This window comes from Roseateles sp. So40a (assembly GCF_048081605.1).
Classification (GTDB): Bacteria; Pseudomonadota; Gammaproteobacteria; order Burkholderiales; family Burkholderiaceae_C; genus Roseateles.
Map to the genome: position 1 here is coordinate 3,275,770 of NZ_CP182288.1, position 13,086 is coordinate 3,288,855.

14 protein-coding genes and 1 tRNA gene are annotated in these 13,086 nt (G+C 69.0%); 4 read left to right on the forward strand and 11 right to left on the reverse strand.

Translation table 11 applies throughout. The annotated features are described in order from the left end of the window. The first annotated feature begins 321 nt into the window (after positions 1-321). Both ACNI65_RS14880 and ACNI65_RS14885 read left to right on the forward strand, forming a co-directional pair. Positions 322-810: a MarR family winged helix-turn-helix transcriptional regulator gene (locus tag ACNI65_RS14880; protein WP_416763630.1), complete on the forward strand. Its 489-nt coding sequence runs from the start codon at positions 322-324 to the stop codon at positions 808-810. 47 nt (positions 811-857) lie between these two features. After that, the gene (locus tag ACNI65_RS14885; RefSeq protein ID WP_416757619.1) at positions 858-1,292 is read left to right on the forward strand and encodes an organic hydroperoxide resistance protein; all 435 of its coding nucleotides are present in this window, start codon (positions 858-860) and stop codon (positions 1,290-1,292) included. An 84-nt stretch (positions 1,293-1,376) separates the two neighbouring features. On the opposite strand, the gene ACNI65_RS14890 is transcribed toward ACNI65_RS14885, so the two are convergent. The 4 genes from ACNI65_RS14890 to ACNI65_RS14905 all read right to left on the reverse strand — a co-directional run bounded on the left by ACNI65_RS14890 (position 1,377) and on the right by ACNI65_RS14905 (position 5,157). Beyond that, the gene (locus ACNI65_RS14890) at positions 1,377-1,781 is read right to left on the reverse strand and encodes a hypothetical protein (protein WP_416757621.1); all 405 of its coding nucleotides are present in this window, start codon (positions 1,779-1,781) and stop codon (positions 1,377-1,379) included. 128 nt (positions 1,782-1,909) lie between these two features. Next, positions 1,910-2,668, reverse strand: coding sequence for a glycosyltransferase (locus ACNI65_RS14895; RefSeq protein ID WP_416757622.1), 759 nt, complete (start codon positions 2,666-2,668; stop codon positions 1,910-1,912). Between the two features lie 126 nt (positions 2,669-2,794). Then, positions 2,795-4,228 (reverse strand): FAD-containing oxidoreductase, encoded by a 1,434-nt coding sequence (locus ACNI65_RS14900; protein WP_416757623.1) that lies wholly within the window; start codon positions 4,226-4,228, stop codon positions 2,795-2,797. Between the two features lie 65 nt (positions 4,229-4,293). Further along, on the reverse strand, positions 4,294-5,157 hold the full coding sequence (locus tag ACNI65_RS14905) for a substrate-binding periplasmic protein (RefSeq protein ID WP_416757624.1): 864 nt from the start codon (positions 5,155-5,157) through the stop codon (positions 4,294-4,296). 241 nt (positions 5,158-5,398) lie between these two features. On the opposite strand from ACNI65_RS14905, the gene ACNI65_RS14910 reads away from it, so the two are divergent. Continuing rightward, positions 5,399-5,809, forward strand: coding sequence for a response regulator (locus ACNI65_RS14910; protein WP_416757626.1), 411 nt, complete (start codon positions 5,399-5,401; stop codon positions 5,807-5,809). 56 nt (positions 5,810-5,865) lie between these two features. Here the strand turns inward: ACNI65_RS14910 and ACNI65_RS14915 are convergent, their stop codons facing one another. From ACNI65_RS14915 to ACNI65_RS14925, 3 genes are all read right to left on the reverse strand, one after another. Beyond that, a complete protein-coding gene (locus ACNI65_RS14915; RefSeq protein WP_416757627.1) occupies positions 5,866-6,411 on the reverse strand; it encodes an EF-hand domain-containing protein in 546 nt (181 codons plus the stop codon). Continuing rightward, on the reverse strand, positions 6,408-7,208 hold the full coding sequence (locus tag ACNI65_RS14920) for a DUF4198 domain-containing protein (RefSeq protein ID WP_416757628.1): 801 nt from the start codon (positions 7,206-7,208) through the stop codon (positions 6,408-6,410). Before ACNI65_RS14920 ends, ACNI65_RS14915 begins: the two co-directional genes overlap by 4 nt. A 113-nt stretch (positions 7,209-7,321) precedes the next feature. Next, on the reverse strand, positions 7,322-9,244 hold the full coding sequence (locus ACNI65_RS14925; protein WP_416757630.1) for a diguanylate cyclase domain-containing protein: 1,923 nt from the start codon (positions 9,242-9,244) through the stop codon (positions 7,322-7,324). Between the two features lie 278 nt (positions 9,245-9,522). On the opposite strand from ACNI65_RS14925, the gene ACNI65_RS14930 reads away from it, so the two are divergent. Next, positions 9,523-9,918, forward strand: coding sequence for a VOC family protein (locus tag ACNI65_RS14930; protein ID WP_416757631.1), 396 nt, complete (start codon positions 9,523-9,525; stop codon positions 9,916-9,918). Positions 9,919-9,987: 69 nt separating this feature from the next. Here ACNI65_RS14930 and ACNI65_RS14935 read toward each other — a convergent pair. The 4 genes from ACNI65_RS14935 to ACNI65_RS14950 all read right to left on the reverse strand — a co-directional run bounded on the left by ACNI65_RS14935 (position 9,988) and on the right by ACNI65_RS14950 (position 13,045). Continuing rightward, a tRNA-Ser gene (locus ACNI65_RS14935) sits at positions 9,988-10,075 on the reverse strand. Between the two features lie 120 nt (positions 10,076-10,195). Further along, positions 10,196-11,491, reverse strand: coding sequence for a serine--tRNA ligase (gene serS / locus ACNI65_RS14940; RefSeq protein WP_416757632.1), 1,296 nt, complete (start codon positions 11,489-11,491; stop codon positions 10,196-10,198). Positions 11,492-11,618: 127 nt separating this feature from the next. Then, positions 11,619-12,599 (reverse strand): 4-hydroxy-3-methylbut-2-enyl diphosphate reductase, encoded by a 981-nt coding sequence (ispH, locus tag ACNI65_RS14945; RefSeq protein ID WP_416757633.1) that lies wholly within the window; start codon positions 12,597-12,599, stop codon positions 11,619-11,621. Next, positions 12,599-13,045: an FKBP-type peptidyl-prolyl cis-trans isomerase gene (locus ACNI65_RS14950; RefSeq protein WP_416757635.1), complete on the reverse strand. Its 447-nt coding sequence runs from the start codon at positions 13,043-13,045 to the stop codon at positions 12,599-12,601. The genes ispH and ACNI65_RS14950 overlap by 1 nt, the downstream gene beginning before the upstream one ends. Between the last annotated feature and the right edge of the window lie 41 nt (positions 13,046-13,086).

Sequence of the window (13,086 nt, forward strand, 5' to 3'; positions counted from 1 at the left end):
GCCCGCGGAGCGGGAGAGGGGTTGGGGTGAGGGCTCGTTGATGGGCTGGGTCTTGCAAGAGCCAGGACTGCCCAGAGCCCTCACCCCTCCCTCTCCCGCTTCGCGGGCGAGGGCGATCGACCGAGCCCTGCATGCCGGGCGCCGCGTCCCTTCTTTCCGCGCTGGCGGTCCCCGCCTGAGACGCCGATAGTTCGCGTCAACCGGGAAGAAAGACCATTTCAATTGCACGCAATTGAATTGCTCGCTACAGTTCGCTCCATGCCGAAGACGACCACCTCCCCGCAAGACGCCAGCGCCCCCGCTGCCGTCCGCGCCCAGCCGATGCCCGCGGGCACCGACTGGCTGCAGCTGGACGTGCAGCTGTGCTTCGCGCTGTATTCGACGTCGCTGGCGATGACCAAGCTCTACAAGCCGCTGTTGACGCCGCTGGGCCTGACCTATCCGCAGTACCTCGCGATGCTGGTGCTGTGGGAGCAGGACGGCCCGAGCGTCTCGGACCTGGGGCAACGTCTGAGCCTGGACTCGGGCACGCTCACCCCGCTGCTCAAGCGGCTGGAGACCGGCGGCCTGATCGAGCGCCGCCGCGCGCTCGCCGACGAGCGCCGCGTCGAGATCCACCTGACCGCCGCCGGCCGCGCGCTGCGCGAGCAGGCGGTCGGCATTCCCGAACAACTGGCCTGCGCCAGCGCCTGCAGCCCTTCGGAATTGCAGACGCTCACGACACGCCTGCAGGAATTGCGCACCAACGTGCTCACGCACCTGGCACGTGATCCGGAGTCCGGTGACCACGACCTGGTCGACGGCCCCTGACGTCCCGCTTTCACCCACCCCCACCTGTCACCACCAAGGAGCCCCACATGGCCATCGAGAAAGCCCTCTACACCGCCACCGCCACCGCCACCGGCGGCCGTCAAGGCACCGCGCAATCGTCCGACGACCGCCTGAAGGTCCAGCTGTCCACGCCCAAGGCGCTGGGCGGCGATGACGGCGCCGGCACCAACCCCGAGCAACTGTTCGCCGCGGGTTACTCCGCCTGCTTCATCGGCGCGATGAAGGCCGTGTCGGCGCGCAACAAGGTCGCCCTGCCGGCCGAGGTCTCCATCACCAGCGAGGTCGGCATCGGCCCGCACGCCAACAAGCCGGGCGCGTTCGGCATCGCCGTGTCGATGAAGATCTCGGTCCCGGGCATGGACCGCGCGCAGCTGGAAAAGCTGGTCGCCGACGCCCACGAGGTCTGCCCGTACTCGAACGCCACGCGCGGCAACATCGACGTCACGCTGACGATCGTCTGATCGACTGATCACGTACCCAAAGAAAAGGCGGCCCCTCGGGGCCGCCTTGCTCGTCACGGGTCGTGACGGTCGTGATGACAGCGATCAATTGCGGTCGGCGCGGGCCGGCAGCGTGCTGTCCGTCGAGTTCATCGACGAATCGGTGGTCGAGTTGTACTGCGGCATCGGATCGGTGCCCGTGCGCACGCTCGGATCCTGGCGCTGCTCGGTCGTCGTGTTGTTGCCGTTGTTCTGGCTGCTGGTGGCCGGTTGCGTGTTCTGCATGTCCTGCGTCGTCGCAGGCTGGCCGGTCGACGGATTGGCCGCGGGCGTGGCCGGAGGCGCCTTGTTCTGGTCGTTGTTGTTGGACAGCGGATCATTGGTCTGATCGCGCGCGCCCACGGTGCCGGAGCTGCCGCCCTGGCCGCCGCTCTGGGCATGAAGGAAGCCGACGCCGGAAGCCAGCGCAATCGCCATCGCCGCGGTGGTGATCTTGGAACGTGAGTTCATGAGGGATCTCCTGTTAGCTGAGGAATTGAGGTCTTGCCGGGGGTCGTCGCGAAGCGAACTTCAACGGCGCCCTTGCAATCGATACTCGGCAATCCCGATGCCTGCTGCGTTCGGCGCGATGCGTTCGATCAACGACCGAGCGCGCCGCCTGATCCGGTGAGCGGTTGCGCCAACGCACGCGCCTGTGCCGCGCCACGCGACGCGCTCGTCCCGCCCAGCGCGCGCAGCCGCTGGCCCAGTGCTTCGAGGCTGCCCGCCGCGACATCCTCGGGCGTGTCCGCCTCGATGGGTTCGCAGCTGATGCGCTCAGGTGCGATGCCCAGGCCCAGCGCGTGGAAGTAGCTCGCCTCGGTGACGACGCTCAGCTGGCTCGCGATGAGCCGATGCACTTCCAGATCGGGCATGTCGAGTTGCTGGCCCTGCACCGTGCTGAGCACCGGCGTGCGCGTCAGTCCGCCAGCGAGCCCCGCGAGCCGGTGCGCGTTGGGCAGATGCGCGTGCAGCACTTCCGCCTGCCGGTTGCGGATCAAACCGACCAGCACCTGGATCGCATGCCAGGGCGGGTCCTCGGGCATCGCCACGATCACGGTCTCCGCACCGAGCGATCGAATGCGCTCGGCGAACGGGCCTTCCGAGGGACACACCACCGTGAAGCGAATCCCTCCCGAGCCGCTCAAGCGCTCGACCAGCCGCTCGACGAGGCGCGTGGCGCCGAGACGATCCGTGTCGTTGACCGCGTTCGCCCCATTCGCCCCTTCATGAGGGCCCTCCTCCGGGGGCTGGGTGCCCACGATCTCCACCACATGGAGCGGCTTGCCCTCCGGGGTGGCGGGGACCGCGATCAGCGGTGGCGGCAAGCCGACCTGGCGCACGATGAGACTGTTCATGACGGACCTTTCCCGAAGGGGCGTGGTCGTTCCCAAATCGACCTTCTTGACCCCGTTCGGCAAGGCCCATACCCGGCAGATCACCGCCGGGTCACCGCCGGGTCGTACGCCGTCTTCCAGCGACGCCTACAAGGGCTCCAGCGGCTTCAATGACTGCAGCACGGTGGGCAGCAGCTCGCTCACGGTCGGATGGATGCGCACGCCGCCGGTGAGCACCTCGGTGTACGGCCGGCGTGAGGCGATGACGTCCAGCAGCGACTGCACGGCCTCGTCGCCGTCGACGCCGAGCACCATCGCGCCGAGGATCGCCTTCGTCTCGGCGTCCACCAGCAGCTTGATGAAGCCCTCGGTCTCGCCCTTCTCGATCGCGCGCCCGACGCGCGTCATCGGCCGGGTGCCGATCAGCGCGGGCCGGCCGGACGCGCGCACCTCGCGTTCGCTCAGGCCGATGCGCGCGAGCGGCGGATCGGTGTAGAGCGCATAGCTGACGACGCGCTCACCGATGCCGCGATCGGCCCCGTCGAACAGGTTGGCGGCCATCACCTCGAAGTCGTTCCACGAGGTGTGCGTGAACGCGCCGCGGCCGTTGCAGTCGCCCAGGGCCCAGATGTGCGGCACGCTGCTCCGCAGCCGATCGTCGACGACGACGTAGCCGCGCTCGTCGAGCGTGACACCCGCGCGGTCCAGGCCCAGGTCATCGGTGTTGGGCCGCCGCCCGGTGGCGATCAGCACGTGACTGCCGAGCACCTCCGGCTCGCCCGTCTGGCAGCTCACGTGCACGCGCACGTGGCCCGCAGCGCCCGCCTCCGCGGGCGCGAGCCTCACGCACTCGGCCCCGGTGCGGATGGCGAGGCCCTCGCGCTCGAGCATCGCGCGCACGGCGTCGGCGACGTCATCGTCCTCGCGCGGCACCAGCCGCGGTCCGCGCTGCACGACGGTCACCTGCGAGCCGAAGCGCCGGAACATCTGCGCGAACTCCAGGCCGATGTAGCTGCCGCCCACGACCACGAGGTGCTCGGGCAACGCGTCCAGCCGCATGATGGACGCGTTGCTCAGCCAGGGCACCGCGTCGAGTCCTTCGACGCCAGGCTGCGCGGGGCGTCCACCGACATTGAGGAAGAAGCGCTCCGCGCGCAGCCGACGCCCGTCGACGACGACGGTGTGCGGGTCCTCGAAGCGCGCGTGGCCGCGGATCAGCTCGACGCCGTTCATGCCGCCCAGCCAGCGCTCGACGTTCTGCCGCGACTGGCCGGAGATGCGGTCCTTGCGCGCGATGACCTCCGACAGGTCGACGCTTGCGCCCGCGGGCACGCGCACGCCCCAGCGCGCGGCCTCGCGCACGACCCAGGCGGCATGGGCGCTGGCGACCATCGCCTTGGTCGGGATGCAGCCGGTGTTGACGCAGGTGCCGCCGACGCGCGAGCGCTCGATCACGGCCACGCGCCAGCCCGCCTGCGACATGCGCTCGGCCAGCGGCGGACCGGCCTGGCCCGCGCCGATGACGATGGCATCGAAGGACTCGCCGCCCGGGGCCGGCGGGGAAACTGAAGCAGCGCTCATGCGGTCTCTCCTGGTCAGGGCGCCGCGGCGCAGACGGCCGCGGGCAAGGCTGCCGTTGTAGCAGTTCAGGCCGCGCCGTGGCGTTTCCGGATCGCGGCCAGATCCCCGCGCTGCTCGAGTGCATGGATGGCCTGATCGAGCCGGCTCACGTCGGATTCATCGAGCCGGCGCCGGCTCACCATCAGGCTGACCGGCTGCACGCTGGCGCCGAAGGGCTGACGCACCAGGCGCAGGTTGAGCGCGCGCGCCTGCGCGTGCAGGTCGAGGTCATCGCCCAGGATCAGCGGCGCGCGGCCCAGCCGCAGCATGTCCACGCCCTGGCGGGTCGTCTGGTACGGAATCAGCAGGCCGGCCTCGGACAGGCGCGGCCGCCAGGCCTCGAAGTCCGCGCCCAGGCTGAACGCGTCCACATGCAGCAGCGTGAGGCGTCGGCGCAGGACTTCCTCGAAACCACGCACACCGTCCAGCCGAACGTCCAGTCGGCCGTCGAGACGAGCCGCCGCGGCGAGCATGAAGGTCTCGTTCCGGTAGGGCCGCGTGTACATGACCGTCGCCGCGAAGGTCGCGACCGGGGTGGCCGAGAAGATCAGGTCGAACTGGTCGTTCTGCAGCTCCCGGAAGCGCCGCTTGCGCCATTGCGCCGGCCCGCGGATCCACGCCAGTTCATAACCGGCCTGCCGGCAGATCGCCTGCAGCAGCTCGGCGTCCAGGCCGCGCATCGTGCCGTCAGCGCCGGGGATGAGATAAGGCGGCCAGCTCTCGACCAGCGCGCGCACGACCCGCTTGCGCGCGGGCGCTGCGAGCGGTTTCTCCGCGGCGGCGACCGTTCCGGGCATGGCCGACGTCGCCCCGAGGAGGGCCCCGGCGGCCAGCAGACCGCGCCGTGTCAGGCCGGGTGCGGCCGTCGGCACGGGCGTGGGGGCACCCACGGGAGGGAGAGGCGTCATCGCCGACGGGAGGCCCTCGGGAGGAGGCGATCCGGGAGCTGGCATTCGGGCCAGTGTGCGCGCCCGGCCGGGGACGAACAATGCGTGGAAGCCACGTCCGTCGGGGACTCCCCCTGGATGGGGGCTGGTGCGGCCGGGGCTCCAGAGAAAGTCACGCGATAGCGCAACCACTCGGTTTCCCACATGGTTTTGTCAATTCGAAAAGCGCAAAATTGACACCATCATGAAAGTCGTACTCGTCGAAGACTCTCCGCTGGTCCGCAAGCATCTGCTCGCCGCGCTGAAGGAGCAGCCCTTCCTGTCGGTCGTCGGCATCGCCGCCACCGAGGCGGAGGCGCTGTGCACCGTCGGGCTGACGCGTCCGCATGTGGTGGTGCTGGACCTGTCGCTGGCCTCCGGGTCGGGGCTGGAAGTGCTGCGCAAGCTGCGCATCGCGGGCTTCGGCGGCACGATCCTCGTGCTGAGCAACCGGGACGCCGAGATCTACGGGCCGCTGTGCGTGAACAACGGCGCCAACGCCTTCTACGACAAGGGCCGTGAGTTCGAGCGCTTCCTCACCGACCTGAACATGCTGGCCGAGGCACCGCGCCTGGCCGCCAGCCGCCCGATGACGCTGAACGCGCTGCGCGGCTGAGGCCTCCGCGCCGGTCCGCTCCCGCGGACCGTGCGGCCTTCGTCAGAGCGAACGAATCAGGGCGACACGAAGCTCGTCTTGCCCGCCTTGCGCTCGTCCTCGGCGATCTTCACATCGACCTCGTCGACCACGCCGTCCTGGTTGCGGTCGTGCATCTTGAACATGCTCAGACCGGTGGCCATGAACTCCTCGAGGCTGATGCTGCCGTTCTTGTCGGTGTCCAGCACGCCGAAACGCACCTTGGCCTGACGCATCTGGCGCTGCTGCTCCTCGCGGCGCTTTTCCGGATCGGCGATCTTGCTCAGGCGCACCATCAGGCGTCCCTCGAATTCGCCGAGGTACTCGGCCTCGCTCAGCTGGCCATCGGCGTTGAAGTCCATGCGGAGGAACTCGACCTCGCGCCCGAGCTTGAACTCGGTCAGCGACACCTTGCCGTCGCCGTTGATGTCCTGCTCGCTGATGAAGGTGGTGGACGAATGCGAGGCGGCCGAGGCCGGCCCCGCCATCAGCAGCGTCAACGCGGCCAAGGCCAGCGCCGCGACCGGCAGGTGCAGCGACGGGAGGGAAACGGCGGACTTGGCGATCATGGAAAGACGGTTCATGGCTGGGGCTGGACTTCGAGCGTGAGCGTGGCGGTGTGGCTGAGCCACAGCGCGGGGTTGTCGGGCGAGGCGCGGCGCACGCGGACCTGCAGCAGGTACAGGCCGGCCGTCGCCGGCTTGAAGCTGACCTCGCCGGCCGCGTTGGTGCGGAAGTCCACTTCCGGCTGCTTCTTGCTGACGTAGTTCTGGCCGTCGGCGATGACGGTCAGCGTCTGGCCGTCCAGCGGCTTGCGGTTCTCGCGCACGCGCACGGTGACGGTGTCGCCGGCGTAGAGGTCGTAGGGCTGCGTGACCGGGTAGATCTCGACGCCCTCCGTGTCGTAGTCGACCTTGCTCGGGCGGCCGCGGCTGACGTAGACGTCGGCCCGCGTGATGCTCTGCACCTCGATGGGCTGGTCACCGGGTTTGGTGTCCTCGGCGCGTTCGGCGAAGTGCACCTGACCGTCGCGCAGCAGGCCCTTGGCCAGGCGGCCCTTGCGCACGCCCGAGGACACCAGGTAGGTCCCGTTGCCCGCGCCCAGCGGCACTTCCAGGTAGCTCGCGTCCTTGAGGACGGCGGCCGGCACCAGCGGCAGCTTCCTGCCGTCAGGCTGGACGACCTGGAAGGTGTCGGACTTCATCGCCACGTCGGGGCGCAAGTCGCCTTCGGCGAAGGACGCCTCGACGGTCACATGCTTGCGCTGTTCCTCGGCGTTGAAGGTGTTGGGCTTGAGATAGGGCGAATGCGCCTGGGCGCCCGCGCACAGCAGCAGCGGGGTCAGCCAGGCGCCGATCTTCGTGGTCCGGAAGAGGGTCATGTCGGCAGCGTGTGGTGGAACGAGGCGCGCTGGCGGCGGCGGTGCGCAGTCGGGTCGGCACTATAGATGAGAATTCCTCGCAATTGCGAATTATTGTCAACATCGTGCGGGGCTTACGCCACCAGGCGCGCCGCCGCGACCGGCGCCAGCGTGCAGGCCGCATCCGGCGACGCGGTCGATCCGAAGTGGATGCGCCCCTTGCCGGCGCGCTTGGCCACGTACATGGCCTCGTCCGCGGCACGCAGCACCGCGGCGGTCTCGCAGGCGCCTTGCGCCAGGATGATGCCGATGCTCGCGCTCACGGTGACGGTCCTGCCGCCGCCGATCCCGATCGGGCGCTCGATCTCCGACAGGCAGCGCTGCAGCACGCTGCGGGCGCTGCCGGCGTCGCTGTTGCCCGCGAGCACCAGCGCGAACTCGTCGCCACCCAGCCGCGCGACGATGTCGTTGGCCCGCAGCGCCTGTTGCAGCCGTTGACCGACCTGCCGCAGGACCTCGTCGCCCGCCTCGTGGCCGTGGCGGTCGTTGACCGGCTTGAAGCCGTCGAGGTCGAGGTAGCAGACGGCGAGGCCCGCGTTCGCGCGTAGCGCGGTGGCCTGCGCGTCGGCGAGCTTCTCGGCGAAGAGCCTGCGATTGGGCAGGCCGGTGAGCGCGTCGCGGAAGGCCATGCCGTAGGCGGCTTCCTCGCTCTGCTTGAGCGCGTCGATGTCCACGAGCATCCACAGGCTCTCGTCCTCCGAGACCAGCATGCCGCTCAGGTCGATCCACAGCGGCGAGCCGTCCTTGCGGCGCATCTGCACCTGCGTGCGGAAGCGCTCGCCCGCATGGAGCGCGCCATAGCCGGCGCGGCCGATGTGGTCGAAGGTCGCCTGGTCGAGGTAGAGGTCGCGCATGGACACGCCGCGCAGCTCGCCCGGGCCGTAGCCGAGGATGCGTTCCACGGCGCGGTTGTCCCACTGCACGATCCGCGACTTCAGCCGCACCATGCCGACCAGGTCGTTCTCGAGCATCAGCGCCTGCTCGCGCGCGGTGCGGTCGGCCGCGAGGCGCCCTTCCCGCTCGCGGCGCTGGCCGCGGTACAGCAGCGCGGAGATGCCGCCGATCAGCGCGACCAGCAGCGCCACGAGCGCGATGATCTCCGCGGCCTGCCGATACCAGGCACCGAGGTATTCGCCGGTGCTGAGCCCCGCGTAGACGGTGAACGGATAGCCGGCGACGCGGCGATAGGCGGTGATGCGCTCGACCTTGTCCAGCGCCGTGCGGGTCACATACCAGCCGCGGTCGGCATTGCGCGCGAGGTTGGCGCGCAGCGCGTCGGAGACGACGGCCTCGCCCAGGCCCTTCACCGATTCGGGCTCGGAGACCGAGTAGCGCGACACCAGCAGCAGGCTGCCGTTGGCCCGCATCGAGATCGCGCCGGAATGGCCGAGTTCCATGCCGGCGAAGAGCTGCGCGAAGTGGCGGGAGGTCAACTCGGTCAGCACGATGCCGTCGAAGCCGCCTTCGGCGTTGATCAGCCGGCGCGCCGCGACGATGCACCACGCATGGACGGTGCGGCAACGGATGGGTTCGGACACGACGGTCGCGTCGCGCGCGCGGGCTTGCTCGAAATAGGGGCGATCGCCCAGATGGAGAGGTTCGGCCACGTCCTGGTCGCTGGAAACCAGTTGGCCCGTCGCATCGACCACCCGAACGGCGGTCACGTGCTTGAGCAGCACATGCTGCTCGGCGGCCATCTGCGTCAGGAGGTCCGCGCGGTCTTCCTGCCGGGAGGTCCTGGCGTAGCGCTCCGCGATCGACGCGAGCGCGTTGTCCACGAGGCGCATCTCCGCCGCGATCTCGCTGCTCATGCTGGCGGCGAGGTTCTCCGCGGTGAGCCGGGCGGCGTCTTCATCGCCCTCGCGCGCGTTGTTCAGGCTCAGTCCGACGGCAGCGAAGAGCACGAGCGCCAGCGCGAGGTTGCCGCCGATGATCCAGCGGCGGAGTCGCACGAGCGATGTCGGGGAAGCGCTACCGATGTTTCGGCGGTCCAGCATGGCGTGGCTTTCGTGGAGCGGTGGCCTGTCGCGGCGAACGTGGGCTCGCCTTGACGCATGTGGACGTTGTACGGAAACGCGCCGGCCGCCGGTAGCCGCCAGCGGAGGAAGTCCGCGTAGGTCATCGACTGACGGGGCTTACCCATGGGGAGCGAGGGACGCCCGAGGAGCGCCCCCAGGCACATGGCCGGAAGCCGCTCCAGGAAGCTCGACAGGTAGAGTGGCGGCGCGTCCGGCCTTCGCGGTCCAAGGCCTGTTGTCCCGTTTCAGGAGCTTGCGTGATCGATCATCTCGACCATCTGGTCCTCACCACGTCGCACGAAGCCGCGTGCATCCATTTCTACAGCGAGGTGCTCGGCATGCGCCTGGAGACCTTCGTCGGCGGCACGCCGCCGGTGTCGCGCAGGGCCTTCCAATTCGGCCAGCAGAAGATCAACCTGCATGTGAAGGGCCATGAGTTCGAGCCCAAGGCCCACACGCCGGTGCCCGGCGCGCTGGACCTGTGCTTCATCGCCTCCGTGCCGCTGTCGCAGGTCATCGAGCGGCTGCAGGCCGCGCAGGTCGCGATCGTCGAAGGACCGGTGCTCCGCACCGGCGCCACGGGGAAGATCCGCTCGGTCTACGTGCGCGATCCCGACCTCAACCTGATCGAGATTTCCGAGCTCGTGGGCTGAAGGCCGTCCCGGCCTTGGAGACGCGCGGACAAAGAAAAAAGGCCCCTCTTTGCAGAGGAGCCTTCATCTTGGAGGAGAGGGGGGGATTCGAACCCCCGAGACGTTTCCGTCCGCCTGATTTCGAGTCAGGTACATTCAACCACTCTGCCACCTCTCCGGTATTCGGTGATCGCTGTGGTTGTTAGCGACTAAGCCTAAGAGTATAGCGAGGTTTTGGCGACCCTGGCAACAAGTCTCTCGACATTGTGCGATTGCCGCCTCACCGTGCTTCAACCCCTCAGGCCTTCAGCACGTCCTTGCCGCCCAGGTACGGGCGCAGCGCTTCCGGCACCGTGATGCTGCCGTCGGCCTGCTGGTAGTTCTCCAGCACCGCCACCAGCGTGCGCCCCACCGCCAGACCCGAGCCGTTGAGCGTGTGCACCAGCTCGTTCTTGCCTTGCGCGTTCTTGAAACGCGCCAGCATGCGCCGCGCCTGGAACGCACCCATGTTCGAGCACGAGCTGATCTCGCGGTAGGTGTCCTGCGCCGGCAGCCAGACCTCCAGGTCGTAGGTCTTGACCGCGCCGAAGCCCATGTCGCCCGCGCACAGCAGCACCGTGCGGTACGGCAGGCCCAGCGCCTGCAGCACGGCTTCCGCGTGGCCGGTCATTTCCTCGAGCGCCGCCATGCTGTGCTCCGGCTGCTCGATGCGGACCATCTCGACCTTGTCGAACTGGTGCTGACGGATCATGCCGCGCGTGTCGCGCCCCGCCGACCCGGCCTCCGAGCGGAAGCACGGGCTGTGCGCCGTCAGCTTGATCGGCAGCTCATCGGCCTGCAGCACGGTCTCGCGCACCGAGTTGGTCAGCGAGATCTCCGAGGTCGAGATCAGGTACTGCTCCGCCTGCTCGTCGTCGCCGCCGCGCAGCACCCAGAACATGTCCTCCTTGAACTTGGGCAACTGGCCCGTGCCCTCGAGGATCTCGCGGTTGACGATGTAGGGCGTGTAGCACTCGGTGTAGCCATGCTGCTCGGTCTGCATGTCCAGCATGAACTGCGCCAGCGCGCGGTGCAGCCGGGCCACCGGGCCCTTCAGGAACGCGAAGCGCGACCCCGACAGCTTGGCGCCCGTCTCGAAGTCCAGGCCCAGCGGGGCGCCCAGGTCCACATGGTCCTTGACCGGGAAATCGAAGCTGCGCGGCTGACCCCAGCGGCGCACCTCGACGTTGCCGGTCTCGTCCGCGCCCGCGGGCACGCTCTCGTCAGGCAGGTTGGGCACGCCCATCAGCATCGTGTTGAGCTCGACCTGGATCGCCTCGAGGCGCTCGGCACCGGTCTTGAGCTCGTCGGCGATGCCGGCGACCTCGGCCATCACGGCGCTGGCGTCCTCTCCCTTGCCCTTGAGCATGCCGACCTGCTTGGACAGCTGGTTGCGCTTGGCCTGCAGCTCCTCGGTCCGGGTCTGCACCAGCTTGCGCTCGGTCTCCAGCGACTTGTAGCGCTCGATGTCCAGGAAGGGTTGCGGATTCTTGCGCAGCTGCAGGCGCTCGATGACGGCGTCCAGGTCCTTGCGCAGCAGGGTGATGTCCAGCATGGTGTGTCTTTCGTGTTCTGCACCGAGGGCGGCCCGTCGGGGGCCCTCGGCATGGGGATGAGGTCAGCGCGCGGTCAGCGGTCCGTCCGCGCGGCTCCGGGCGGCGCCCTGTCGGGCGTCGCGGCGATCAAGATCGATCGCTGGTGACCTCGGCCATCGACTTGTCGCCCAGGCCCATCGGCAGCGGGAAGCGCACGTGCTCCTCGACGCCCGGCAGCGTGCGCACCGTGGTGGCGCCCAGCTCGCGCAGCCGCGCGATCACGGCCTGCACCAGCACGTCCGGTGCCGAGGCGCCCGCCGTGAGGCCGACCTTGGAGCGACCATCGAGCCATTCGGCCTGCACATCCTCGGCCGCGTCCACCATGTAGGCGGGCGTGCCCAGGCGCTCGGCCAGTTCGCGCAGCCGGTTGCTGTTGGAACTGGTCGGGCTGCCGACCACCACCACCACGTCCACCTGGGGCGCCATCACCTTGACGGCGTCCTGGCGGTTCTGCGTGGCGTAGCAGATGTCCTGCTTCTTGGGCTCGCGCACCTGCGGGAAGTGACGCTTCACCGCGGCGAGGATCTCGGCCGCGTCGTCCACGCTCAGCGTGGTCTGCGTGACCACGGCCAGCCGGGACGGATCCTTGACCCGCACGTGCGGCACGTCCGAGGCTTCCTCGACGAGGTAGATCCCGTCGCTGAGCTGGCCCATCGTGCCCTCGACCTCGGGATGCCCCTTGTGGCCGATCATGATGAACTCGTAGCCCTCGCGGTGCAGCTTGGCGACCTCGACGTGGACCTTGGTCACCAGCGGGCAGGTCGCGTCGAAGATCTGGAAGCCGCGCTGCTGCGCCTCCTTGCGGACCGCCTGGCTGACGCCGTGCGCCGAGAACACGAGCGTCGCGCCCGCGGGCACCTCGGCCAGGTCCTCGATGAAGATCGCGCCCTTGGCCTTGAGGTCGTTGACCACGTAGGTGTTGTGCACGATCTCGTGACGCACGTAGATCGGGCGGCCGAACTTCTTCAGCGCGCGCTCGACGATCTCGATCGCGCGGTCCACGCCGGCGCAGAAGCCGCGCGGCTCCGCCAGCACGATGTCCTTCATGTTCACGTCCGTGGCGGTCATCACAGCACCCCGATCAGCTGCACCTCGAAGCTGACGGGCTGTCCCGCCAACGGGTGGTTGAAGTCGAACAACAGCCAGTCCGCGCCCAGCTCACGCACCACGCCCGCGTACTGGCCCTGGCCATCGGGGGTGGGGAACTGCACGACGTCGCCGACGTGATACTCCTCGTCCGGATCGCCCAGCTCGCGCATCAGGCTGCGCTTGACGCGCTGCAGCAGCTCGGGGTTGCGCTCGCCGAAGGCCTCGCCCGGCGCCAGCTCGATGCGCGTGTGCGTGCCCTCGGGCAGGCCGATCAGGCGCGCCTCGATCGCGGGGGCCAGTTCGCCGGCGCCCAGCGTCAGCGTGGCCGGCAGCTTGTCGGCGAAGGTGTTGATCAGCTCCTGGCCGTCCGGCCCGCTGAGCCGGTAATGCAAGGTCAGGAACGAGCCTGGTTGAACGGGGTTCACTAGTCGGGGGGATTTTTTGGAACGAGGCGCGATTTTAGGCT

What these genes read in the sequence shown, in the direction of transcription:
- ACNI65_RS14880 (WP_416763630.1), top strand. Translation starts at nt 322, where the DNA reads ATGCCCGCGGGCACCGACTGGCTGCAGCTGGACGTGCAGCTGTGCTTC.
- ACNI65_RS14885 (WP_416757619.1), top strand. Translation starts at nt 858, where the DNA reads ATGGCCATCGAGAAAGCCCTCTACACCGCCACCGCCACCGCCACCGGC.
- ACNI65_RS14890 (WP_416757621.1), bottom strand. Translation starts at nt 1,781, where the DNA reads ATGAACTCACGTTCCAAGATCACCACCGCGGCGATGGCGATTGCGCTG.
- ACNI65_RS14895 (WP_416757622.1), bottom strand. Translation starts at nt 2,668, where the DNA reads ATGAACAGTCTCATCGTGCGCCAGGTCGGCTTGCCGCCACCGCTGATC.
- ACNI65_RS14900 (WP_416757623.1), bottom strand. Translation starts at nt 4,228, where the DNA reads ATGAGCGCTGCTTCAGTTTCCCCGCCGGCCCCGGGCGGCGAGTCCTTC.
- ACNI65_RS14910 (WP_416757626.1), top strand. Translation starts at nt 5,399, where the DNA reads ATGAAAGTCGTACTCGTCGAAGACTCTCCGCTGGTCCGCAAGCATCTG.
- ACNI65_RS14915 (WP_416757627.1), bottom strand. Translation starts at nt 6,411, where the DNA reads ATGAACCGTCTTTCCATGATCGCCAAGTCCGCCGTTTCCCTCCCGTCG.
- ACNI65_RS14920 (WP_416757628.1), bottom strand. Translation starts at nt 7,208, where the DNA reads ATGACCCTCTTCCGGACCACGAAGATCGGCGCCTGGCTGACCCCGCTG.
- ACNI65_RS14925 (WP_416757630.1), bottom strand. Translation starts at nt 9,244, where the DNA reads ATGCTGGACCGCCGAAACATCGGTAGCGCTTCCCCGACATCGCTCGTG.
- serS (WP_416757632.1), bottom strand. Translation starts at nt 11,491, where the DNA reads ATGCTGGACATCACCCTGCTGCGCAAGGACCTGGACGCCGTCATCGAG.
- ispH (WP_416757633.1), bottom strand. Translation starts at nt 12,599, where the DNA reads ATGACCGCCACGGACGTGAACATGAAGGACATCGTGCTGGCGGAGCCG.